This window comes from Companilactobacillus paralimentarius DSM 13238 = JCM 10415 (genome assembly GCF_001434985.1).
Taxonomy (GTDB): Bacteria; Bacillota; Bacilli; order Lactobacillales; family Lactobacillaceae; genus Companilactobacillus; species Companilactobacillus paralimentarius.
This window is the reverse complement of sequence record NZ_AZES01000117.1, coordinates 94,534-116,761: the sequence shown is the minus strand read 5'-3', so window position 1 is coordinate 116,761 and position 22,228 is coordinate 94,534. Positions and strand designations below refer to the sequence as shown.

The 22,228-nt window shown below is 35.2% G+C and carries 25 protein-coding genes and 2 pseudogenes; 4 read left to right on the top strand and 23 right to left on the bottom strand.

What is annotated here, in order from left to right:
* Positions 1-21: 21 nt before the first annotated feature.
* From phnW to FD33_RS10230, 6 genes are read right to left on the bottom strand one after another with little or no spacing between them, the layout of a single operon-like run.
* Positions 22-1,140 carry a 2-aminoethylphosphonate--pyruvate transaminase gene (phnW, locus tag FD33_RS10255; RefSeq protein ID WP_056955953.1) on the bottom strand — a complete coding sequence of 373 codons (1,119 nt, stop codon included), beginning with the start codon at positions 1,138-1,140 and terminating at the stop codon, positions 22-24.
* Positions 1,134-1,928 (bottom strand): phosphonoacetaldehyde hydrolase, encoded by a 795-nt coding sequence (gene phnX / locus FD33_RS10250; RefSeq protein WP_025084456.1) that lies wholly within the window; start codon positions 1,926-1,928, stop codon positions 1,134-1,136. The genes phnW and phnX overlap by 7 nt, the downstream gene beginning before the upstream one ends.
* Before the next feature lie 18 nt (positions 1,929-1,946).
* Complete coding sequence (locus FD33_RS10245; RefSeq protein WP_025084455.1) at positions 1,947-2,798, bottom strand: PhnE/PtxC family ABC transporter permease; 852 nt, start codon at positions 2,796-2,798, stop codon at positions 1,947-1,949.
* Positions 2,795-3,586 carry a PhnE/PtxC family ABC transporter permease gene (locus tag FD33_RS10240; protein WP_025084454.1) on the bottom strand — a complete coding sequence of 264 codons (792 nt, stop codon included), beginning with the start codon at positions 3,584-3,586 and terminating at the stop codon, positions 2,795-2,797. Before FD33_RS10240 ends, FD33_RS10245 begins: the two co-directional genes overlap by 4 nt.
* On the bottom strand, positions 3,586-4,341 hold the full coding sequence (gene phnC, locus FD33_RS10235) for a phosphonate ABC transporter ATP-binding protein (RefSeq protein WP_025084453.1): 756 nt from the start codon (positions 4,339-4,341) through the stop codon (positions 3,586-3,588). The genes FD33_RS10240 and phnC overlap by 1 nt, the downstream gene beginning before the upstream one ends.
* Before the next feature lie 11 nt (positions 4,342-4,352).
* The gene (locus FD33_RS10230; RefSeq protein WP_025084452.1) at positions 4,353-5,396 is read right to left on the bottom strand and encodes a phosphate/phosphite/phosphonate ABC transporter substrate-binding protein; all 1,044 of its coding nucleotides are present in this window, start codon (positions 5,394-5,396) and stop codon (positions 4,353-4,355) included.
* A gap of 194 nt (positions 5,397-5,590) precedes the next feature.
* On the opposite strand from FD33_RS10230, the gene FD33_RS10225 reads away from it, so the two are divergent.
* Entirely contained in the window at positions 5,591-6,460 is an 870-nt protein-coding gene (locus tag FD33_RS10225; protein WP_025084451.1) for an aldo/keto reductase, read from the top strand.
* 47 nt (positions 6,461-6,507) lie between these two features.
* Here FD33_RS10225 and FD33_RS10220 read toward each other — a convergent pair whose 3' ends face one another.
* From FD33_RS10220 to rpmG, 9 genes and pseudogenes are all read right to left on the bottom strand, one after another.
* Positions 6,508-7,284, bottom strand: a complete 777-nt coding sequence (locus FD33_RS10220) for a hypothetical protein (RefSeq protein WP_025084450.1) — start codon at positions 7,282-7,284, stop codon at positions 6,508-6,510.
* Entirely contained in the window at positions 7,281-7,991 is a 711-nt protein-coding gene (locus FD33_RS10215; RefSeq protein WP_056955952.1) for an ATP-binding cassette domain-containing protein, read from the bottom strand. Before FD33_RS10215 ends, FD33_RS10220 begins: the two co-directional genes overlap by 4 nt.
* Positions 7,984-8,358, bottom strand: a complete 375-nt coding sequence (locus tag FD33_RS10210) for a GntR family transcriptional regulator (protein ID WP_025084449.1) — start codon at positions 8,356-8,358, stop codon at positions 7,984-7,986. Before FD33_RS10210 ends, FD33_RS10215 begins: the two co-directional genes overlap by 8 nt.
* A 119-nt stretch (positions 8,359-8,477) precedes the next feature.
* A complete protein-coding gene (locus FD33_RS10205; protein WP_025084448.1) occupies positions 8,478-9,644 on the bottom strand; it encodes a cation:proton antiporter in 1,167 nt (388 codons plus the stop codon).
* A gap of 209 nt (positions 9,645-9,853) precedes the next feature.
* Positions 9,854-11,239, bottom strand: a complete 1,386-nt coding sequence (locus FD33_RS10200; RefSeq protein WP_025084447.1) for a flavocytochrome c — start codon at positions 11,237-11,239, stop codon at positions 9,854-9,856.
* A gap of 1 nt (position 11,240) precedes the next feature.
* The gene (locus FD33_RS10195) at positions 11,241-12,626 is read right to left on the bottom strand and encodes a class II fumarate hydratase (protein ID WP_025084446.1); all 1,386 of its coding nucleotides are present in this window, start codon (positions 12,624-12,626) and stop codon (positions 11,241-11,243) included.
* A 151-nt stretch (positions 12,627-12,777) separates the two neighbouring features.
* Entirely contained in the window at positions 12,778-12,882 is a 105-nt protein-coding gene (locus FD33_RS12770; protein WP_158136981.1) for a putative metal homeostasis protein, read from the bottom strand.
* 9 nt (positions 12,883-12,891) lie between these two features.
* Complete coding sequence (rpsN, locus tag FD33_RS10190) at positions 12,892-13,161, bottom strand: 30S ribosomal protein S14 (protein WP_025084445.1); 270 nt, start codon at positions 13,159-13,161, stop codon at positions 12,892-12,894.
* Positions 13,162-13,193: 32 nt separating this feature from the next.
* A pseudogene (rpmG, locus tag FD33_RS12500) lies at positions 13,194-13,309 on the bottom strand (50S ribosomal protein L33).
* A gap of 194 nt (positions 13,310-13,503) precedes the next feature.
* On the opposite strand from rpmG, the gene FD33_RS10185 reads away from it, so the two are divergent.
* Together FD33_RS10185 and FD33_RS10180 are read left to right on the top strand one after the other, a co-directional pair.
* Complete coding sequence (locus FD33_RS10185) at positions 13,504-14,193, top strand: MarR family winged helix-turn-helix transcriptional regulator (RefSeq protein WP_025084444.1); 690 nt, start codon at positions 13,504-13,506, stop codon at positions 14,191-14,193.
* Positions 14,194-14,228: 35 nt separating this feature from the next.
* Positions 14,229-15,991 (top strand): annotated as a pseudogene (locus FD33_RS10180) (ABC transporter ATP-binding protein).
* Positions 15,992-16,016: 25 nt separating this feature from the next.
* Here FD33_RS10180 and FD33_RS10175 read toward each other — a convergent pair.
* The 4 genes from FD33_RS10175 to FD33_RS10160 form a co-directional block, all read right to left on the bottom strand.
* Positions 16,017-16,367, bottom strand: a complete 351-nt coding sequence (locus FD33_RS10175; RefSeq protein ID WP_034543773.1) for a DUF1516 family protein — start codon at positions 16,365-16,367, stop codon at positions 16,017-16,019.
* Positions 16,368-16,405: 38 nt separating this feature from the next.
* Positions 16,406-17,200, bottom strand: a complete 795-nt coding sequence (locus FD33_RS10170) for an SDR family NAD(P)-dependent oxidoreductase (RefSeq protein WP_025084442.1) — start codon at positions 17,198-17,200, stop codon at positions 16,406-16,408.
* Between the two features lie 211 nt (positions 17,201-17,411).
* Positions 17,412-17,915 carry a macro domain-containing protein gene (locus FD33_RS10165; RefSeq protein WP_025084441.1) on the bottom strand — a complete coding sequence of 168 codons (504 nt, stop codon included), beginning with the start codon at positions 17,913-17,915 and terminating at the stop codon, positions 17,412-17,414.
* Positions 17,916-17,919: 4 nt separating this feature from the next.
* Positions 17,920-18,747, bottom strand: a complete 828-nt coding sequence (locus FD33_RS10160) for a Cof-type HAD-IIB family hydrolase (protein ID WP_025084440.1) — start codon at positions 18,745-18,747, stop codon at positions 17,920-17,922.
* A gap of 161 nt (positions 18,748-18,908) precedes the next feature.
* Between FD33_RS10160 and FD33_RS10155 the strand changes: the two genes are divergently transcribed.
* Positions 18,909-20,012, top strand: coding sequence for a YdcF family protein (locus tag FD33_RS10155; protein ID WP_056955951.1), 1,104 nt, complete (start codon positions 18,909-18,911; stop codon positions 20,010-20,012).
* Between the two features lie 49 nt (positions 20,013-20,061).
* Here FD33_RS10155 and FD33_RS13050 read toward each other — a convergent pair whose 3' ends face one another.
* From FD33_RS13050 to FD33_RS10140, 4 genes are all read right to left on the bottom strand, one after another.
* Positions 20,062-20,193: a hypothetical protein gene (locus FD33_RS13050; RefSeq protein ID WP_264372372.1), complete on the bottom strand. Its 132-nt coding sequence runs from the start codon at positions 20,191-20,193 to the stop codon at positions 20,062-20,064.
* A gap of 83 nt (positions 20,194-20,276) precedes the next feature.
* Positions 20,277-20,777, bottom strand: coding sequence for a GNAT family N-acetyltransferase (locus FD33_RS10150; RefSeq protein WP_025084439.1), 501 nt, complete (start codon positions 20,775-20,777; stop codon positions 20,277-20,279).
* A gap of 14 nt (positions 20,778-20,791) precedes the next feature.
* Positions 20,792-21,364, bottom strand: coding sequence for an RpiB/LacA/LacB family sugar-phosphate isomerase (locus FD33_RS10145; protein ID WP_199800325.1), 573 nt, complete (start codon positions 21,362-21,364; stop codon positions 20,792-20,794).
* A 72-nt stretch (positions 21,365-21,436) separates the two neighbouring features.
* The gene (locus tag FD33_RS10140; protein WP_056955950.1) at positions 21,437-22,165 is read right to left on the bottom strand and encodes a GntR family transcriptional regulator; all 729 of its coding nucleotides are present in this window, start codon (positions 22,163-22,165) and stop codon (positions 21,437-21,439) included.
* Positions 22,166-22,228: the final 63 nt, after the last annotated feature.

The window sequence follows — 22,228 nt, the reverse complement described above, 5'->3', positions numbered from 1 at the left end:
GAGTTCTTTTTTATTTTCTTCTTACTCGTTGCACTTCAATTGTAAATTCGTCCTATCAACGATTTCTTTAACAGCTAATAATAATTTTGTAATGTCCTCATCGTAAACTTCTCCAATATTACCAATTCTAAATGTCGGTACTTGAGAAATTTTTCCAGGATAAATAACAAAACCATCTTCCTTTAATTCTTGATAAAACTTATGAAAATCAAAATCATCACTTGGATAAATAAATGATGTGATAATTGGTGATTGGAATTTTCTATCTATTAAAACCTTAAAACCAAGTTCTTCCATACCAGCAGCTAAATGCTTTTGATTATTCACATAACGTTGATGACGGGCCACTACGCCGCCTTCTTCATTCAACTCTTTTAGAGCTTCTGCAAAAGCATGAACAACATGAGTAGGTGAAGTAAATCTCCACTTACCATTATTGCGTTCCATTTCAGCATATTGATCATATAGATCAAGTGACAGTGTTCTAGCAATTCCTTTAGCGGCTTCTAAAATACTTCTTCTAGCAATAACAAATGAAAATCCAGGTACACCTTGAATACATTTATTAGAGCTACTAATCAAGAAATCAATTTTATTAGCTTTCATGTCAATTGGAACTCCACCAAAACTACTCATTGCATCGACAATTGTAATTACTCCACGATCACTAACTTTGGGAATAATTTCTTCAATTGGATTTAGAATTCCAGTTGTTGTTTCACAATGAATCATTGCAAAATGAGTTACATCTGGATTTTCATCCAAAACTTTTGTGACCTGTTCCAAAGTAATTGGTTGTCTTTCATCAACAACTAAATCAACATGCTTAATACCATAAACGTCAGCCATTTCACTGATACGTTTACCATAAGCGCCATTAATAGCAATAAACAATTTATCGTTGTCAGAAATAGTCGAACTAATTACCGATTCAACCCCATATGTCCCACTACCTTGAATCGGTACAGCTGAATATTCTTTTTCACTGACTTGTGCTAAATCTAATAACGAATGACGAAATGACTGTGTTATTCGTTTATAATCATCATCCCAAGTACAGTAGTCAAAATCCATTGCACCTTTTACTTTTTCACTGGTGGTTAATGGTCCGGGTGTTAGAAGCAAATATTTTTTTACCATTTTTTATCCATCGATTCATTTAAATATTCAATAATTTGAACCAAGTCATAAATACTGTCAATTATAAAATCAGCATTAACAGATTCAAATTTGCGTTTCACTTCATTACGTTTAGCAATTTGTTGCTCGTTATCCAATTCATCAAATTCAACCTGTGATAATCCCATTAAACTACTGCCTTCGACTATCCCAACTGTTTTGACACCAGCATTACGACCTTCTTCAATATCTACTAAAGTATCCCCTACTTTAAGTACCTTCTTGGAATCATCAATATTAAATTTTCTCATAATCAATTGGATCATTGCTGGAGAAGGACGCCCTTGATTATTAACATCTTCTGATGTCACAACCAGATCAGGGGTATAACCATATTCTGCAGCTTTATATTCAACAATTTTCATCATTTCCGCAGTATAACCAGTAGTAGTTGCAACTTTAATGCCGTAATCCTTCAAATAATTAAAAGTCTTCAATACGCCTGATTTCAACTCTGTATATTCTTTCAAATAATGAATCAATGATTGTTGAAAACCGGCGTAGATTTTCTTACGGTCATCATTGTTGGGTAATGCTGAATATTTTTCTTGCCACTGCTGCTTAACATCATCAAGATTAAGAATTTTGCCAATGTGATCCCACTTAGCCATTCCCATATCTCGACGAATTTCTTCATCACTTAATTCTATTCCGGCATCCTTAAATGCTTTTTTGAATGCGGTGACTGGTGCTAAACTTCCATAGTCAACGGTTGTTCCCGCCCAGTCGAAAATAACTGCTTCAATCATAAAAATTCTCTCCCTAACTTAACGATCTAAATAGAAATGTCTTATTTTGACCGCAATAAACTCAAGCAAAAATGTTACTAAAATAATTAAGTAAACGATAAATCCTACTTCGTGGAAATCAAAACTCATACCACTAGCAACGAATAATTGATATCCAATTCCTCCGGCACCAGCGGCTGCACCAACGGCAATTGCATTAGCAAAGTTAATCTCTAAACGAATAAATGTCCATGAGACAAACGAGGCCATGATGGTTGGCCAAATAGCTTGAAATACAATCACCCAAAATTTACTTCCTGTAACTTCCAGCGATTCAATAGTAGATTTATCAATTCCTTCAATACTCTCTGAATAAGCTTTTGTTAAGTAGGCCACACTGTGGAAACTTAAACCTAAAATAGCTGCAGTTGATCCTAATCCGCAGACAATGGAAAAGATCAAAGCCCAGATAATTGTTGGAATAGCTCTTACAACGGCCATAACAACTCTAATTATTGTTCCTAGATAAACATTGGTTAGATTCTTGGAAGCCAGAACAGCAAAGAAGAATCCAAATACAGCTCCAATAATGGTTGTCATAATTGAAATGAGTAAACTCATCCCTAAACCTTGTAATAATTCTCCTAATCCATCACTACCAGTACTAGGTTGTAAAAACATTTGGTGGAGTGTTGATGTTAACTCTTTAACTGCCGCATTTAACTGCACGTTAGCAGTATCCAAATGCGTCAGTGTAAAACCTGTGATCAACAATAATGAGACAAATACTAGTAAAATCATTACTCGGGATAAACTAGTCTCATGTAGTTTAATGTTGGGTGAACTTGGTAACTGAGGTTTTTTAATAACCCTATCTTCGCTATCTATCATAAGATCACCTTTCTAATTTGATTTGAAATTAATTCCAGTCCAATTACCACAATAATAATGGACAAGACAGTCATTCCAGCAGCATCAAATCTAAAGCTCTTGTAATACAAATCGAAAATGAATCCAATTCCTGTACCTGTCAAAATCCCAACCAACGTAGCATCACGAACATTATTTTCTATCATATAAAGAATCCAACTTAGAACACTTGGCAAGATTTGTGGCAAAACAGCTTGAAAGATAACTTGGAAGTAGCTTGCTCCTGTAGCCTTCAAAGCCAACATTGTCTCACTCGCCTCATCTTCAATAATCTCCATAAAAGCACGAATTAAAAACCCAATGGACATTAATAGCAAAGCTAAGAATCCAGTAAAATCACTTTGTTTAAATGAAAATAATAAAATCATTGACCAAGCAACTAATGGAATATTTCTAAAGAAAGAAGCTATTCCACGTACAATCAATTGAACAAAGCCATTTATACCAGTGACTTTAGAACCAATTAGAGCTACAAAGATGGAAATAATGGCAGCCACTACTGTTGAAGAAATGGCCAACAACACCGTTTGCATCAATTTTTGCCAAATTTTGGGTAGATACTCTACTGACTTAGCTGTAGGTTGAAAGTTTATGCCTAACCACCCAAAGGCTCTGGGAACTGCCATTAGTCCGCTTAAATTATCAAAGTTTAGAATCCAACTACCTAATATATAGGTACCGCCAATAATTGCGATTATCGCGGTTTGATACCAACCTTTGCGTGTTAAATATTTTGCAGAAGATTGCATTATTCAAGCTCCTTTGTAATGTCTTGATCATAGAGCGTCCTCAAAATATCTTCTGATAACAAATCAGCGGCCTCATCAAAGACCAGTTGTCCTTTACGAATGCCAATAATTTGATCAGCATATTTTTTTGCCATATTTATTTGATGTAAATTAGCAACACAAATCAAATTGTATTCTTCAGTTAAATCTTTAAGTAATTGCATTACAGTTTGTGCAGATGCTGGATCAAGTGAGGCAATCGGTTCATCACACAAAATGACTTTTGGATGTTGAATCAAAGAACGGGCAATCCCAACTCGTTGTTTTTGACCACCGCTTAATTCAGAACATCTTTGTAATGCAAAGTCTTCCAAACCAACCTTTTTCAATAAAGACATGGCCTCTTCTTTTTCAGCTTGAGTATATCGGCCGAAAACACCTGCCAAAGTTGATTTATAGCCTAAACGTCCATGTAAAACATTTTCAATAACAGTCAATCGCTCAATCAAATTGTAATTTTGGAAAACCATTCCAATCTGACGACGATATTTTCTTAATTGAGCTTTATTAGCTGAACGAATATTACTACCATCAAGAAGAATTTCTCCATTGTCATCTTTAATCAATTGATTCAAGCTTCTCAAAATTGTAGTTTTACCTGCACCAGATGGTCCAATAATAGCCACAAATGTCCCTGGCTTAACACTGAAGGATATGTTTGTTAGAGCTGGATGATCTTTTTGGTAACTTTTGTCTAAATTCTTAACTTCTAACATAGGCCGCCTCTTTATTTACCAACTAGTTCATGAGTAGGTTTGTACCATTCATCATCAACTTTTAGAAGAACAGTTTTGTCTGTTTTCTTTTGCCATAGAGTTGGTGTTTTACCTTTTCCGTCAGAAAATAGGTCTTTATTATTTGTAATATCTTTTGATGTAAAGTGTTTTGCGATTGCGTCAATATCATCTTTACTTAGAGCTTTTGAATTTACAACGAAAGGTCCATTTTGTACTGGCAATACTGAAAGGTTAACTAATTCCTTACCTTTGAATTCTGCGAATGGTGCATCAGCATCACTTCTTACAGTAAATGTTGAACCAACCTTGTCATAACTACCGGATGTAACTTTTAGGAATGGTGTAAGATCACCATCGTCAAATGCAGCAACGTCGGCATCACCTTTTAGTAAGTTAATAGCTGAACCTGGGTGAGTACTACCGTAAAGAACTTTATCGAAGAATTTGCCACCTTCTGATAATTGGTCTTTGTTTTTTAATTTAAAATGCTTTTGAATTTCATCTGTTGGTACGGCGAAACCTGAAGTTGAACTTGTTGAAACAAATGATGCTTTCTTACCTTTAATGTTATCAATACTGTACTTGCCGTCTTTTTTGTATTGGTCTGCTTTATCTTTTTGAACCATCAAATATGAACGGTAACTGGCACCCTTAGTTGTACCATCAGGACCTGATTGGAGAAGCAATGGAACAACTTTTTCATTCTTAGCATGTGCTTGAATATAACCATCCGCACCCATAAATGCTAATTGAGCCTTACCTGAAGCAATAGCTTCAATGGCAATATTGTAATCTGTAGTTGTTTGAATATTAATTTTCTTACCAGTTGCCTTGTGTAATTCTTCCTTCAATGCTTTTCTTGAAGCACTGAAGTTTTTAGCTGATTCATTTGGATAGAAAACCATTGTGATTTCCTTGCTGCTGTTACTACCAGCTTTTGGTGAAGCTGAACTCTTTGAAGAACAACCAGCTAAGACACCGGTTAATAATAAAAATACCCCTAGAAAAGCGGTTAATAATCGCCCTTTTTTCATAACTAACTCCCAACTTTCTATTTCATTTTTTCGAACAATCTTAGATTAACAAAGCAATGTAAATTAACGATTAACTTTCTGTAAAATATACTTTTATAAAATTTACATGTTTTAAACAATTTATATACAAATGAAGAACTTCCGCTGTTACCAAGTCAGCACTATAATGAATTTGAAAAATGGGAGGTAAATTTATGACAACAAATATTCCTTATATTGAATTAACAAATGGTGTTACAATCCCTCAAGTCGGCCTAGGTGTATTCCAAATGAGCGACGATGAAGTTCTTAATAGTGTTAAGTGGGCTATTGAGAGTGGCTACAGACATATTGATACCGCAAGTTTTTATGACAACGAAGAAGCTGTTGGCAAGGCAATTAAGACAACAGGAATTGATCGTAAATATCTTTTTATAACTACTAAAGTTTGGAATGATGTCCGCGGATATGATGAAACTATTGCTCAATTCAATAAGTCATTGAAAAAGTTAGATATGGACTATCTAGATTTATACTTAATTCATTGGCCAGCACCTGGTTTTGAAGAAAACTGGCGGGCTATGGAAGACTTATATAAACAAGGCAAGATTAAGGCTATTGGTGTTTCAAACTTCAAGGCTCATCATATTGAACAGTTAATGAAGACGGCCACGATTGCTCCAATGGTTGATCAGATTGAAACTCATCCTTATTTCCAAGAAAATGAACTTCATAAATACTTAAAGGATCATCACATTGCCCATGAATCATGGAGTCCACTTGGTGGTGGCGTCAACAAGGTTATTGCCGATCCAGTTATTAAACAAATTGCTGAGAATCATCAAAAATCACCAGCACAAGTAGTCTTACGTTGGCATATTCAACGTGGTGAGATCATCATCCCTAAATCAATTCATGAGAATCGTATTAAAGAAAATATTCAATTATTTGACTATCATTTCAATTTAACCCCTGAAGAAATGGAACAAATTTCTCAATTGGACAGTAATAAACGTGTTGGATCCGATCCTGATGATACTGAATTCTTAAAAAAATCATCAACCTATTCAACTCAAAATCACTAATAAGCATAAAAAAAAAGACCATCCTTCCGGATGATCTTTTTTATATCCTAACGAACCGTCTCAATCCAACGTTTCATCAAATAAATATTAATAACACTAAAGAGTACTATCCAAACACAGGCAATGCCTGAACCAATCCACAAAGTTGAATTCAATTGTCTAACGGTATCAATTTGGAAACCATTTTGATAGAACGCTGTAAAAATATTGAACATAACATAATTAAAAGCCCATAGTGATAAGCCAATGACAACTAAATAAACTAAGAACAAAACAAATTTTTGTCGACCAAATGGTAAAAAGCCACTGACCAAATTAACAATAAAATGAATCAAAGTAATACCAGACCAAATTACGATAGTAGCTAAAGCCATAAATAATAGAAATTGAATTGCTGCCATAATATCTTGGGAACTTACGTTGCCATTTAACTGTTTATATTTAGAGTATTTAATTGTTATAGCGATTAAATCTACTAAACCGTTTATAACAGTTTCCACAATCCATAGATAAACAGTTGCCAAAAATGTTGTCAATATATTGCTTAAATATAATTTCGTATCAGAAATAGGGATCAAACGATAATTACTACTTGTCAGGACACGTTCATTAACACGTGCCAACATAACAACACTAACAAGATTAACGATCATTATGCTTGAAACAAATAATACTGGAATAAGTTCAAAGCTACTATATCCCATTTTAAAAAGATTGATGAAAAAAATAACTACAATGGCTATTGCGTCAATTACTAAAATCCAATTCATCAATTTGAATTTATTCCACATTAGGTTTTTGCTTACTCCCCAAAAATTACTCATCGGGCTAATCCCCCTTCATAAACCTTTTCGTAATATTCTTCGATTCCTAAATGATATTTCATTTGAATATTTTCTACAGAATCGACTTCATAAACCGTCTGATCCTTGATGATCACAATATCATCCAACAAACTAGCGATTTCGGTCACATAGTGATCACTGATAATAATTGTTGAATCTTCAGTCTTCCAACGAATAATACTACTGATGATCTTCTTACGTGACATACTATCGATACCATTTAAAGGTTCGTCCAAAAGATACAACTTAGTTTCTCTTGATAAAGCTAAGGCTATTACTAACTTCCCTCGAGTACCTGTTGACAATGATGACAAACGCTTAGAAGCGTCTAAATTCAAATACTCAGAAATTTCTTTATATTTTTCATCGGAGAAGTCGCTATAAGCATTACGATAAAATCTAACGATATCATCAATTCTTGAACTTCTAGCGAAACCATCTAAATAATCACTCAAACTAACTTGAGATTTAATTTTAGATTTCTGTGTCATGCCATTAACCGCAATATTCTTTTCACTACTAGCATTAACTCCCGCAATCAAACGCATTAAAGTAGTTTTACCAGATCCATTCTCACCTAATAAACCAATAATCTTTCCACTATCTAGGCTCAAATTAATATGATTGAGAATTGTCTTACTATTTTTTCGATAACTAAGATTATCAATCTCCAGAATTTTACTCATGGTCATCATCCCTCTGTTTAACATAGTTGATAAAACTATCGATTATTTCGTCATTACTCATTTTTAAAGCGTGTAATTTATCATATGTTTCATCCAATGTACTCTTCACAATACGATCCCTCAATTCCCCAATAATTGTCTCGTCGCTCGTTATGAAATTACCTTTACCTCGTTGAGCTGCAATAATATGCTCTTCAGTCATTTCCTTTAAAGCTTTTTGAACGGTATTAGAATTAGCTGTAAACTGAACTGCCAATTGTCGTACCGACGGTAATTGCGAACCTGGTTCATACTCATGTGCAATAATCTTATGATATAAAGTTTCTTTGATCTGCAAATATATCGGAATGTTATCAATATATTCCATTGTTCCTCCTCCATACTGTCCTGCTACACTAATACGGTACATCCTAAATAAATAAAAATCAACTATTTTATTTACATAAAAAAATAGATACCTGTTTAAAATAACTGATATCTAAAATTCTAATCTTGAGCCAATGATTTTTTCAAAGTTTGCTTCAATAACAACGGTGAAATCAAAGTCACTAAAATAATAACTAAGATAATGGCTGAATAATCGGTATTATTCAATAAACCGGCTTGGTGCCCAATTTGTGCGGTAATCAAGCCCATCTCACCACGAGCTATCATCCCCGTTCCAATGACTGAGCTACTCAAGTTATCAAAACCACTGAACTTAGCGCCTAATCCACAACCAAGCCACTTGGTTAAAGCAGCTAAAATAACTAATACGATGACCAACATCAAATTTCTCAAAAAATGATTTAAAGTCATATTCAAACCAACACTTACAAAGAAAACAGGTATAAAAATCGAATTTCCTAGGGGCTCAACATGATCGGCCAAAATACTCTTATATGGTGTATTAGCCACGGCGATTCCGGCAAAGAAAGCACCAATAGCACCACTCAAACCGACTATATTAGCTAACCAAGCCATACTCAAACAGATAATCATCGACATGATTGTAACGCTTGATGGCACAATTAGACGTTCACCCAAATGCATCAAATATGGCGCAATCCATTTTACCAGTAAAAAGGTTCCACAGAAGAAAGCTAACTGTTCCAAAAGAATAATCAAAATTCCCGGCTGATGTCCACCCGCATGAATCCCTTGACTAGCCAACAAACTGATCATCAATGACAATAATAAAACACCAATAATATCATCTGCTACCGCAGCACCTAAAATAGTAGCTCCCTCACGAGTCGACAAAGCCTTATATTGTTTTAGTACAGCTACTGAAATGGAGACAGAAGTAGCCGAGAAGACAACTCCGATAAATAGAGATTCGAGGAAGGAAAAACCGAACAAATAAGTCACGCCACCCATGATTAAAGCTGGCAAGATGACCCCAGAAATGGCCACAATAATGGCAGGACGCAAATATTTCCGTAATAATTTCAAATCACTTTCTAATCCACCTAAAAACATCAGAATAACAACCCCAATGTCGGAGAAAGCATTAACTAGCCCATCTAATTTTATCCAGTCAAGTATCGCTGGTCCTAATACGATTCCTACCAACAGTTCACCAATAACAGCAGGTATCCCAATACGATTGGCAAAATGGCCGGCTATTGTAGTTGTAATTAAAATTAAACATAACGGCCCTATAAAATCCATTTAATCCCCCCTTGTTAAACACTAAATATAATTTTATTAAATTTGTTAATATCCATTCTACTACATCATTAAATCAAAAAAAATGTAACAAAAATTGTTTACTTAGATTTTGATTCTTCTCCACACTTTTTGTTATCACAACATATCAATAGAAAAAGAACACACATATCAACCAAAGTATTCCATACGGTTGATATGTGTGTTCTTCTTTAATTTAAGTATTTAAAAACTTGTTGTCCTGCTTGCCGACCAAAGACTACTGTTTCTGCAATCGAATTACCACCAATTCGATTATTTCCATGTAAACCACCGACTACTTCTCCTGCTGCAAACAAGCCTTCAATGACCTGATTATCAGTATTCAAAACTTGCGTATTATGGTTAATTGCTACACCACCCATTGTGTAATGAACAGCCGGTGCAATATGGATTGCAAAGAACGGTCCTTGAGAAATGGTTCTTTCCATTCCTGTACTACGATTGAATTCACTATCTTTATTAGCTTCAACGGCTTTATTCCATTTTTCTACTGTTGCCTGCAAATTCTCTGGATTCAAATTCGTCTTCTCTGCCAATTCAGTTAAATCTTTTCCACTTTCTACTAAACCGACATGATCATAAAACTCAATGGCTTTAACTCGTTGACGGATACTTGTATCTAAAATTAAATAGGCTCCGGTCCCACCTAAGTCATCAATAGCTTGGGTGACATTTTTACGTGTGTCCAGTTCATTAACAAAACGTCTGCCCTCATTGTTAACTAGAATTGCTCCTTCACCACGAACAGCCTCACCGATTAAAAAGGCATGCGGTGTATCTTGTTGAACAGTCGGATGAACTTGAACTTGATCCATATCAACTAATTTAGCACCAATATTTTGAGCTAATTTAATTCCATCACCAGTAGCACCCGGTTGATTAGTTGTCTTTAAACTGGTCAAATCTTTACGATACTTAGCCAAAAGATCCTTACCTGCACCGAATCCACCAGTAGCCAAAATAACAGCCTTCGTATGAATTTCAATTTTCTTATCTGCTGATGCCTTCACACCAACAATTCGATCATTCTTCATCAATAATTGATCAACTTTAATATTATCAAACAAAGGAATTTGATATTTATCCACTAACTTCAACAATTCTGTTACTAAGTAACCACCAATTGGTGCCAAGGAACTAGGACGGTGTGTACGCATCGTTTTCATCCCACCAGTAATTGTTAAATCATCCAGCTCAATTCCATGTTGTGCCAACCAATCAATTGCTAAAGCTCCATGCTCAGTGAAAATTTTTAACAGTTCAGGATTATTTTGTTTTCCCCCACCGATAAAGGTCTCGTCGTAGAAATCTTGAAAACTATCCACAATTTTATGATTCAACTGAACAAAGGTTTCGGCAGCGTTCATACCTGAAGAAGCACGAGTCGTGTTACCACCAAGCTTATCCATCTTTTCTAAGATAACCGGAGAAAGTCCCAACTCATAAGCTTGAATAGCACTTGTCAGACCAGCGCCACCAGAACCAATAATTATCACATCATAACTATCTTTCAATTGGTCGATTTTAGTTGGTGTAAAAATAAATTTTTCTGCCATTTTATTTCTCCTCGATATTAGTCATGTCAATCGGTACAACCCATTTATCAAATTGTTCTTCTGTCACTAGACCTGACTTAATAGCGGCCTCTTTCAAAGTTGTACCATCAGTTTGAGCTTTTTGAGCAATTTCTGCACTTTGGTGATAACCAATATGTGGAGATAAAGCCGTAACTGTCATAAGCGAGCGGTCAACCAATTCTGTCATACGCTCTTTATTAACAGTCAAACCAGCAATCATTTTATCAGCAAAACCATACATTGTTCCTGTCAATAATTCAGCGGACTCTAAGAAGGTACTGATCAAAACTGGTTTATAGACATTCATTTCAAAGTTACCTTGACTAGAAGCCATTGTAACAACAACATCATTTCCCATCACACGTACGGCAGCCATCGTGATAGCTTCAGCCTGGGTAGGATTAACTTTTCCTGGCATGATTGATGATCCCGGTTCATTAGCAGGAATATTTAATTCACCATAACCCGATCTAGGGCCACTTGCTAAAAATCTAACATCATTAGCTATTTTCATTAAATCACTAGCCAAGGTCTTAATAGCACCGTGCACGACATTCAAGCCAGAATGAGCAGCTAAGCCATAAAATTTATTGGTATCAGCGGTAAACGGATGATTGTAAACTTGACTCATCTGTTCAGCAATTTTATCAGCAAATCCTGGTGCTGCGTTTAATCCTGTTCCAACGGCAGTTCCGCCCATTGCCAATTCACTAAGTGTTTGATTGAGATTCTTTAAATATGAGAGATCATGTTCCAACATACTGACCCAACCACTAACTTCCTGACCAAAAGTTAACGGAGTAGCATCTTGTAAATGTGTACGACCAATCTTAACTACTTTCCAATATTTTTCTTGTTTTTGTTTCAATTCATCAATTAAATGTTCTGTTGATTCTTCTAATTTATCCACAGCCAAAGCTGCCGTGATATTCATTGCTGTAGGAAAAATATCATTTGAACTTTGACCATGGTTAACATCGTCATTTGGTAAAATTTCTAATTTGGCATCAATTTTTTGAGCAACATGTGAAACTACTTCATTCACATTCATATTAGTTTGTGTACCAGAGCCTGTTTGGTATACCACCAATGGAAAATCTTTTTGAAGATCTTCATCATTTAAACTCAATAGTTGATCAATACTCTTCACAATCAAATTAGCTTTTTCCGTACTGATTGCATGAGCTTCTTTATTGGCAATTGCGGCAGCCTTCTTAATCTGTAAAAGGGCCTTAATGATTTCCAAAGGCATCTTTGCACCTGTGGAAAAGTTATTACGGCTACGCTCTGTTTGTGGTCCCCAGAGAGCTTTTTGAGGTATCTTTACTGCACCTAAAGTGTCTTCTTCAATTCTATAGTCTGCCATCAAATTCCTCCAAATAATTTAATACACCAATTATAACGAAGTTATCTTTAGATAAAAATAAATCCGATTAAAAATACCTTTTATTATTTAACTTAAAAAACTAAAACAGCGACTATTCAGGATGTTTATTCTGAATAGTCGCTGTTCATTTTTATCTCTTTTTACTATCTTTAATCACACGCAAAGCACGCTTACGTGTCTTGATATTAGGACTCTTTAATTGTCTATACGCTGTAGCAGTTTTTACTTGTTCCATAATTTCTCCTTACCAGCTAGCTTTTTGAACACCAGGGATTTTACCCTCATGTGCTAACTTACGAAAATTCAAACGTGACATTCCAAATTTACGCATATAAGCGTGTGGACGTCCGTCTAGTGAATCACGGTTCTTAATTCTGACAGGACTTGAATCTCTAGGTAACTTAGACAAGGCAATATAGTCACCTTGAGCCTTTAATTGCTTACGAATTTCAGCATATCTTGCTACCAATTCTGCTTGTCTCTTATTCTTTTCAATCTTTGATTTTTTAGCCATTATTTTACCTCTTTAAAAATTTCTCTTTGTTTTTATTTTGGTGAATATTTTTTAATTCTAAACGTTCTGGGTTATTTTGTTTATTCTTGCTTGTTAGATAGAGTCGTTCGTTAGTCCTACTACACTCTAATATAATATTCTGACGCATATTTCCCTCACATATATAAATGATAATTTTTACTGTTTGTATTCTAGAGATTTTAATTATTAAAGTCAACTATTTTGTTTCAATATAATTTTTAGAAATAAATCGTTGGCAATGATTCGGTACCGAACTATAATTCATTCTCGTAATAAAGTTCGGTACCGAATCAATTGAAAAAGAAATGAGGAATATAAATTATGAGCAAACTTACAGATGATTTAATGAAACAATTACGTTTTATTGGAGAAGCAGGAAACTACTTCATGAGCCAAAAGAAACAAAAATTAACTGGTCAACAACGCGTTTTGGCCATTTTGAAGCTAGAGGATGGCTTAACTCAAAATTATTTGGCCAATGTTCTAGATCTTAGACCTAGTTCTCTAGCTGAATTGATGAAGAAAATGGAAACTAAAGGTCTCATCAATCGTCAAGAAGATCCTGAAGATAAGCGTAGCAAACATGTCTACTTAACTGATGAAGGACGTCAAAAAGCCGAAGAAAACGCGGCTTTGAAGAACGAAAGTTATAGTGAGACTTTCTTAGCCGGTCTAACTGATGATGAGAAACAACAATTTAGTACTTACCTTCAAAAGATTTCTGATGGTTGGGACGATGATTTCAAAAAGAACTCCGAAAAGTTTGTCGATCCAACTGATCGTTTTAAGGCTATGTTGAACATGCGTGATCAAATGATGGAGATGCATCAGAACATGGATCCTGAAGAAATTGATCGTATGCGTGATGAAATGAGAAAAAATATGCACAACATGCCATTTGACAGACGTCATATGTCGGGATTTGATTTTAGACGTGATCACAACAATCATGATAACCACGGTCACAGACCAGACTTTCATAATAACTTTTGGCGTGGCAACGAATTTTAATTTAGTGAGGATATAAAGATATACGTGATGGAACAATGATGAGACGCGATTTACCTAAAAGAACTGGTACCTTCAAATTCAAAGATTTTCTACAGTTGATTAACAGCGTCAATCCGAAAAAGGCTCTTTTCCTGTTAGGAATGCTTTTAAGTTTAGTAACTAGTGGTGCCAGTTTGGTTGTACCCCAATTAACCAAAAAGTTGGTTGATACCAGTGGCCTATCAAAGATAGATAGTAAAATGTTAGTCGTTTTAATCCTAGCATTTGTGATTCAATTAGGTTTTGGAACAATTGGCGGTTACATTCTGAGATATGTCGGCGAAAGTTCAGTCAAAACTTTACTTGAGAAACTCTGGGCTCATCTTTTAAGATTACCCGTTGACTACTTCGATGATCACAAGTCAGGTGAAAGCAGTTCCCGTCTAGTTAACGATACTAGCGTTATCAAAGATTTAATTACTGCTCAATTCCCTAACTTCATAACCGGAGCCATTCAATTAATTGGTTCAATGGTCATTCTTTTCTTTATGGATTGGAAAATGGCTTCATTAATGTTTGGCGTTGTTCCAATTATTGTTTTGATCTTACTTCCTATTGGAAAGATAATGTCTCGTTTAGGCCGCAAACTTCAAGCCGCAAACTTCAAGCCGCAACAGCTGATTTCAATGCCGATGCCAGCGAAAAACTTTCCGAAGTTCGTTTGATCAAGTCAAGTAACGGTGAAATATTTGAAAAAGAGACCGGCGGAACTTTGATTGATCGTATCTTCAAAGTCGGTATTAAAGATGCAAAAGTTGAAGCTGTTTTGCAGCCAATCATGACAACCGTTATGTTAGGAATCTTTGTCGGCATTCTTGGCTATGGTGCTGTTAGAATTCAACAAGGTACACTAACAAGTGGTTCATTAGTTGCTTTTCTACTATATTTATTTAACATCATTACTCCTGTAGCCAGCTTTGCTACTTTCTTCTCCCAAGTTCAAAAAGCCATGGGTTCAACTGAAAGAATTCAAGAAATCCTAAGTACCAAGCCTGAAACAACTACTGGTCAAGATATTGATGTTGAAGGAAAAACAATTACAGCTGATCACTTGAATTTCAGCTATGACAAAGATCATCCCATTTTGCATGATGTTTCCTTCGAAGCAAAACCCAATACAGTCATTGCTTTTGCTGGACCTTCTGGTGGTGGTAAATCAACTATCTTCGCTCTATTAGAAAGATTCTACCAACCTGATTCTGGTACGATCAAAGTAGATCAGCAAGAAATCAGCGATATCAGTCTAGCTAATTGGCGTTCTCAAATTGGTTACGTATCTCAAGATAGTGCCGTTTTTGCTGGCAGTATTCGTGACAATCTTCAATACGGTTTAAATCATCAATTGACTGACAAAGAACTTTGGCACGGACTTCAATTGGCTTATGCAGATGAATTCGTAAAGAATTTTCCAGAACAATTAGAAACCCAAATTGGCGAACGTGGTGTCAAACTATCTGGTGGTCAAAAACAAAGAATTGCCATTGCTAGAGCTTTCCTACGTGATCCAAAAATTCTAATGTTAGATGAAGCTACTGCCAGCCTCGATTCTGAGTCCGAAGAAAAGGTTCAACGAGCTTTAGATCAATTAATGATTGGCCGTACTACTTTAGTAATAGCACATCGACTTTCAACCATCGTTGATGCAGATCAAATTTACTTTATCGAAAAAGGTACAGTAACTGGTCACGGGAGTCACCAAGAATTAATGAAAGATCATAAACTTTATGCCCAATATGTTAACGAACAGATGGTTAACTAAAAAAGCGACCCGAAGGTCGTTTTTTTTATGCAAATGGATACCAACCTGCCAAAGCAAATCCCAAGAGAGCTACTACAATGCAGAAAACTAATACTGCCCAAATTAATGGACGATTTAAACTCTTTTGAGCCTTTCGGGCAAAGGCTATTTCAACTAAAGCGATAAAAATCAAAGCCACAATAATTTTAACAATCAATAAGGTTGGTTCTACTGACCAAGCCCTAATTGCTAACTTTATTCCCGTCGCAATGATGACTATATAACCAACTCTTGTAACCATTTCATAAATTTTAGTATGTGTATTAGTAAATAACGCCAACAGGATCATAATTGCCATAACAATCCATGTTATCAAATGAGTCCATAACCAAATCATAATCTTTCCTCCTAATGCTTTCCATCATAGCATTAAGTTTAGAAAATGGTTGGAACTAGACCACCATCAACACGTAATGCTTCACCTGAAAATGACGAAGCATCTGGACTAGCGACAAAGGCTGTAAAACGACCAATCTCTTCAGGTCTGATTAGACGTTGAATTTGTGAACGAGAACGATGATTCTTCATGAAATCCTTTTCCCACTTATCTTTAGGTAAATCACTATCCTTGTACATGTCGTCTAACATCTTTTGTACGCCTTCAGTCAAAGTAGAACCAGGCATAATTGTATTAACCGTAACATGTGTATCAACTGTCAACATTGATAAACTCTTTGCTAAAGATAAATTCATTGATTTAGTCATACTGTATTGAGGCATTTCACCTGATGGCATAACTGCTTCTTCACTAGCAATGAAGATAATTCTGCCAAAATCTTGCTCCAACATTTTAGGTAAATAAAATTTAGCCAAAGCATTTCCAGCCAAAACATTTACTCTATAAAATTTTTCCCAAGTGGCATCATCAATATCAAAATAATCCATTGGTTGAAAAATTCCCATATTGTTAACTAGAATATCAATCACAGGAATTTCTTGAAATAACTTCTCACGATCAGTTTCATTAGCTAGATCTGCTGCTATTCCTTGTGGTTGTGTTTTAGGAAAATTATCCTTAATTTCCGCTACAACTTTATCAACTTCTGGTTGTTTTCTACCATTAATAATGACATTGGTTCCTTCTTTTGCCATTTCCATTGCAATTGCTTTACCGATTCCCTTAGTAGAACCTGTAATTAAAGCTTTTTTATTTGTTAAATGAAGATCCATAATGTTCCTCCGTTAATTATCGTTTAATTTGTATTCTTAATATAGAATGAAATGATCTTTTTGCCTAGTACGCACTTTAAAGTCTGGTAGGCACTTTTTAGTACCTGCCACAAAAAAAGTCTGAATAGAATTTTGAATATATTTAAATTTTCATCTTCGATAGTGTTATAACTTTTTGTTGAATTACATTCTTAACTAACCCAAGAAGATACTAATCCTCTTCTAAAATACTCTTTGCTATTTTCTCAGTTCGATCATCAAAGGCTACCAAAAAAGCCTCTGTATCGACTTGAGATTCCTGAATTGTTTTGATAGCAATCCAAATTGCTTCATACAAAGGATATCCATATACACCGGTACTTAAGAAGGGGACAGCAATCGTCCATAAATGTAACTTTTGAGTCAATAACATTACTGATTTATAGGCACTAGTTAGCAACGCTTCCTCTCCTGAGTGTCCGTCAACATATCTCGGACCAACTGCATGAATGACGTAATCAGCATTCAAATTATAAGCTCTTGTATAAACCGCTGTTCCGGTAGGAGTGCCTTTAAAAGCCAACATATCTTTTTTTAAACTAGATCCCGCTTTGGCATTTAATGCACCATCAACTCCACCACCAGGAATTAGAGCACTATTAGCCGCATTGACTATCCCACCAACACGAAATGGTAAATTGGCAATATCCGCTTTAATAACTGTAACCTTAGACATTTTTTTACCTCTTTAATACGTACTTTTCAATTGCATATGAGACTCCATTCTCATTATTACTTTTAGTCACAAAATTGGCATGAGTTTTAACATCGACTGGTGCATTATCCATAGCTACTCCGACTTCAGCCAAATTTAGCATAGGTACATCATTGAAGTTGTCACCCAAAGTCATAGTGTTATTCAACTTTATATGATAATAATCAGCTAATTCTCGTAAAACATGTTCTTTAGATACCCTACTAGCAGTTATTTCTAAATAATTATCCTTCGATAGGTAAAAAGAACTATTTTCAAGGTTTACATTCTGTAAATACTTCATTGCTTTACTTATTTCTGATGATTCACCAATCAGAAGTAACTTATGAATTGGAATCTCAAGTTTATCCACCAATTGATTCAAGTCAGTAGCAATTGGTGTCATATTAGTAATATCTGCTTCAATCTTAACCCATTTATCAAGATTTTCCACATACCAATCTGCTCCTGAATACAAATTAATTGAAATTTCAGGAAATTTTTTTTGCAAAATTTGAAATATTTGTTTTACCTCTAGTAAATTCAATCCATGACTCAAAATAGTCGTATAATCACTGTCTTGTAGGTCCTTTACTACCAAGGCACCATTATAACAAGCAATCGGATTATCCATTACACCTAATTCTTTAGCCAAAGTTATCATCCCTCTAGGAGACCGAGCCGAAGCCAAAATGAACGGTATCTTGCGATGATTCAATTTGACAATATTCTCTTTCAAGTCACTATCAACAACGTTCTTATCATTCAAAATCGTTCCATCAATATCACTCAAGATCAGTTTTATATCAGCCATACTCCACCTCTAATTTCAGAATAACATCTCTCTACATTTTATTCGACTCAAAATTTTTATAATTGTGAATGCTTATCCACAAAACAAATTTCCGGCTATGATAAAATTAATTTGATTGTATGGGAATATATATCATTCATAAATCTAAGAGAGGTGATTTTATGAATAGCTTAGAACCGTACGTCAACGTTTTGCAAAAAATTTCAGTTTACTGGGGATTAGCTACTTTAATTATGTTAGGAATCTTTTTATTCCTTTGGTTAAGAGAACCACGGCGCTTAATCAACGGAATTACTTTTTCTATCTTTTTCTTTAGCTTTTTAGCCGAATTGGCGGTTTTAATATTCAGTACTGGTAATTTACCATTCGTTGTCGTTATGGGAACGCTCTTCTTACTTATTATCGGTTTAATCTTTATTACCATGATTTCAATGTGGCTTCTACTACTGTGGAACGCTTTTATCGTTTGGAAACGAGAGAGTCATACATTATCTAATATGCTGACTTTGTTGTTGGGGATCTTCCTCGTTGTACTCTGGTTTGCCAATATTTTCTTATCAGCCCACGCCAAATTCCTACCGGACTGGCTAGATGTCTTGATTTCCGGTCTACCAATTGTTGGTGCTTACTTGATCTTGTGTTCATACAATTTTTTGGTCAACGTTTTGCTCTATCAATTCTTCCCTAAACAATATAAAGCCAATTATTTAATCGTTTTGGGAGCTGGATTAATCAATGGCGATACTGTTTCTCGCTTACTTGGCAACCGAATCGATGCCGCTATCAAATTTGCTAACAAGCAGATTAAAAAGGGTCGTCCTACTCCAAAAATTGTTTTTTCTGGTGGTCAAGGTAATGATGAGAAATTATCTGAGGCTCAAGCAATGGCTAATTATGCTATTGAGCATGGTTGGGATAAGGACCAAATCATTTTAGAAGATCAATCGAAGAATACTTTGCAGAATATGCAGTTTTCGAAGAAGATTATTCAAGATGATTATGGCAGTAATAAAGCATATATCAAATTTTTCAGTAATAATTATCACATTTTTAGAGCTGGCCTCTATGCAAGAATGGCCGGCTTAGCAGCCAATGGTGTTGGTGCTCCAACAAGATTCTATTTTCTACCCAACGCTTTGATCCGTGAATTTGTCGCTATTCTGATCATGAACAAGAAACGTCATATTATTATGATTTCCATTATTGGATTCTTCGTTTTATTATCAATGCTAGTGACGCTTTACGTCGATTTTAAAACCAAATAAATAAAAGGTGTTCATATTTTGCAGAATATGAACACCTTTTTATTATTGATTACTTTTTAGTATAAACATTCAGATTTCGATCAAGATATTTTTCAATCCAATCGTGACGCTTCTTTTCTCGTTCAGCCACAACATCAACAACTGTTTTTATAGTGGCCTCTTTTGTATCATCCTGTGCCATAGTAAATTCTCTCTTTTTATTTTATTCTAACAATTATATTTTTAAATCAAAAATTTATATGCACACATAATACACAACGTCTATTACAATAATCGTCCCATCACAATAGCTGTATATCCGGGTTCTTGGGCCTCATTACCAGTTTCAAAGAAGCCATTCTTTACCCAGAAATGTTTACTCTGTTTATTACCTTTAGCATAAGCTAATTCAATCTGTTTCAAGCCTGATTTCTTTAAAGCTGACATAATATCATTAAAGATTTCTGTTCCAATACCCTTCCCCTGATATTGGCTATCAACCATAAATAATCCGACCCATGCTGTTATTTCATCTGGATATTTTACAATCAAATCTAACATGGCAATCAATTTATCACCGTCAAAGAAACCAACATAATACTTATCATCCGTCGTTTTATGTGGTGGTACGACAGTCATATCGTGACGAATAACTGGACGTGTAATCACAGGTGGACAATATTTATAAAATATAGGATTGCTTAAACTTAATTTGAGAATCTCCTCAGTGTCACTAGTCACTAACCGTCTAACTTTATATTTACTAGAAAGATCCGCTAAATCCATAATTCTTCCTCCACTTAAATCTTTCGAATCAAATAATCCCGTAATTTTTGATTATTTCCATTCTCTATTACGTAATTTAATACATCTTGTTTCTGCCAAATCGGCTTCAAAACTTCTTCATCTAACTTTTCCATTATATCAATCATATTTATAGATTCGGACCTTTTGATCTCAAGCAGTAACTTTGCATCCCGTTGTTTTCGAAGTGCTTCCCCCTGTGGATAACCAGTATTCATTGGACCATCGAATAACTTTGCCAGTGTATAACTTATATTTAATTCTCCAGCCCAGCCAAAATTCAATCCTAAGGGTAATGAAACACAGTTGCCATAGTTTATTCGTCCAAACAAATAAGCGTCACTAGGCGTTGGTATATAGCCACTGAGGACATTTGGCATTGTATTACATGCTACATTCATCCCATTCCCAGAACTACACCCCGTTATCACAAAATCAATCGCATCAGAATTAATTAACAATCCTACGAGTAAAGCTACCCGAAAATACGACAAAGTTTCTTCTTGTGGATAAACTCCAAAATTAATTACCTCATCATCCTTTTCCACAGCCGACCTAGTTAGCATCATACAAAAGTTGGTTTCTCTTAATCTGACTACTGGCTTGAATGACTGCTACCTTCATAATATTATCTCATCCCATCAATGAACTTTTTTGATCATAAATAATTTTGCCTGTTGATAATTATAATATTGTTTTGAAAAGGCCAATAATTCACCATTAGCCAAATATGATTCATCTCTAATCAACAAGCTCGGTGATCCCGCTGGCATCTCCATAAATTCACTGGCTTCATCTGGTAGAGGTTCGCTCATAATCGTTTGATCAATAAAACCAATCTGGGTCTTACGACTTTGCTCAAAATACTTAAATAGTGATCCATACAAAGCTTCTTCCGGAATACTATCAATCACTGACTGCAAATAATAAGACTGTTCCATCAAATAGGGTTTATCATCCAATAATCGAAAGCGACGAACTTGAATCAATTTGTCGTCATTCTGAAAATGATGAGTCTTTGGTAAAAAGAGTGCCTCTGATACGGGAATAATTTTTTCACTAGCAGTTTTAGTCGTTAACTTACGACCGATTCGCTCCATTTCAGCAGACAATCCACCTTCATGTTCTAAAGCCACTGAATCCACAGTCTGTTGGTGACGAACAAACGTCCCTACTCCATGGACTTGATAAGTATAACCCATAACACTCAACTGTTTTAATGCTTGGCGCAAGGTGTAGCGGGTTACTTCGTAGCGTGACATCAGATTAGGCTCTGCTGGAAGTTTTAAATCTTGATCAACTAATTCACCAGACTGAATTTCAGTAATAATCTTCTTAACCAAAACATTTGTATCCATTTTTTTTGGCATTTCTAGATTCTCCTCCAAAACAAAAACGTATTCCATTATCAAGCGCTAGGAATACGTTTTCTA

Excerpts from the sequence above, each read along its gene's own strand:
- FD33_RS10140 (WP_056955950.1), bottom strand. The coding sequence starts at position 22,165 with ATGCCAAAAAAAATGGATACAAATGTTTTGGTTAAGAAGATTATTACT.
- FD33_RS10185 (WP_025084444.1), top strand. The coding sequence starts at position 13,504 with ATGAGCAAACTTACAGATGATTTAATGAAACAATTACGTTTTATTGGA.
- phnW (WP_056955953.1), bottom strand. The coding sequence starts at position 1,140 with ATGGTAAAAAAATATTTGCTTCTAACACCCGGACCATTAACCACCAGT.
- FD33_RS10240 (WP_025084454.1), bottom strand. The coding sequence starts at position 3,586 with ATGCAATCTTCTGCAAAATATTTAACACGCAAAGGTTGGTATCAAACC.
- FD33_RS10200 (WP_025084447.1), bottom strand. The coding sequence starts at position 11,239 with ATGGCAGAAAAATTTATTTTTACACCAACTAAAATCGACCAATTGAAA.
- FD33_RS10245 (WP_025084455.1), bottom strand. The coding sequence starts at position 2,798 with ATGATAGATAGCGAAGATAGGGTTATTAAAAAACCTCAGTTACCAAGT.
- FD33_RS10230 (WP_025084452.1), bottom strand. The coding sequence starts at position 5,396 with ATGAAAAAAGGGCGATTATTAACCGCTTTTCTAGGGGTATTTTTATTA.
- FD33_RS12770 (WP_158136981.1), bottom strand. The coding sequence starts at position 12,882 with ATGGAACAAGTAAAAACTGCTACAGCGTATAGACAATTAAAGAGTCCT.
- FD33_RS10215 (WP_056955952.1), bottom strand. The coding sequence starts at position 7,991 with ATGAGTAAAATTCTGGAGATTGATAATCTTAGTTATCGAAAAAATAGT.
- FD33_RS10220 (WP_025084450.1), bottom strand. The coding sequence starts at position 7,284 with ATGAGTAATTTTTGGGGAGTAAGCAAAAACCTAATGTGGAATAAATTC.
- FD33_RS10195 (WP_025084446.1), bottom strand. The coding sequence starts at position 12,626 with ATGGCAGACTATAGAATTGAAGAAGACACTTTAGGTGCAGTAAAGATA.
- FD33_RS10225 (WP_025084451.1), top strand. The coding sequence starts at position 5,591 with ATGACAACAAATATTCCTTATATTGAATTAACAAATGGTGTTACAATC.
- FD33_RS13050 (WP_264372372.1), bottom strand. The coding sequence starts at position 20,193 with ATGGCACAGGATGATACAAAAGAGGCCACTATAAAAACAGTTGTTGAT.
- phnX (WP_025084456.1), bottom strand. The coding sequence starts at position 1,928 with ATGATTGAAGCAGTTATTTTCGACTGGGCGGGAACAACCGTTGACTAT.
- FD33_RS10145 (WP_199800325.1), bottom strand. The coding sequence starts at position 21,364 with ATGATGCTAACTAGGTCGGCTGTGGAAAAGGATGATGAGGTAATTAAT.
- phnC (WP_025084453.1), bottom strand. The coding sequence starts at position 4,341 with ATGTTAGAAGTTAAGAATTTAGACAAAAGTTACCAAAAAGATCATCCA.
- FD33_RS10155 (WP_056955951.1), top strand. The coding sequence starts at position 18,909 with ATGAATAGCTTAGAACCGTACGTCAACGTTTTGCAAAAAATTTCAGTT.
- FD33_RS10165 (WP_025084441.1), bottom strand. The coding sequence starts at position 17,915 with ATGTCTAAGGTTACAGTTATTAAAGCGGATATTGCCAATTTACCATTT.
- FD33_RS10150 (WP_025084439.1), bottom strand. The coding sequence starts at position 20,777 with ATGGATTTAGCGGATCTTTCTAGTAAATATAAAGTTAGACGGTTAGTG.
- FD33_RS10160 (WP_025084440.1), bottom strand. The coding sequence starts at position 18,747 with ATGGCTGATATAAAACTGATCTTGAGTGATATTGATGGAACGATTTTG.
- FD33_RS10175 (WP_034543773.1), bottom strand. The coding sequence starts at position 16,367 with ATGATTTGGTTATGGACTCATTTGATAACATGGATTGTTATGGCAATT.
- FD33_RS10170 (WP_025084442.1), bottom strand. The coding sequence starts at position 17,200 with ATGGATCTTCATTTAACAAATAAAAAAGCTTTAATTACAGGTTCTACT.
- FD33_RS10210 (WP_025084449.1), bottom strand. The coding sequence starts at position 8,358 with ATGGAATATATTGATAACATTCCGATATATTTGCAGATCAAAGAAACT.
- FD33_RS10205 (WP_025084448.1), bottom strand. The coding sequence starts at position 9,644 with ATGGATTTTATAGGGCCGTTATGTTTAATTTTAATTACAACTACAATA.
- rpsN (WP_025084445.1), bottom strand. The coding sequence starts at position 13,161 with ATGGCTAAAAAATCAAAGATTGAAAAGAATAAGAGACAAGCAGAATTG.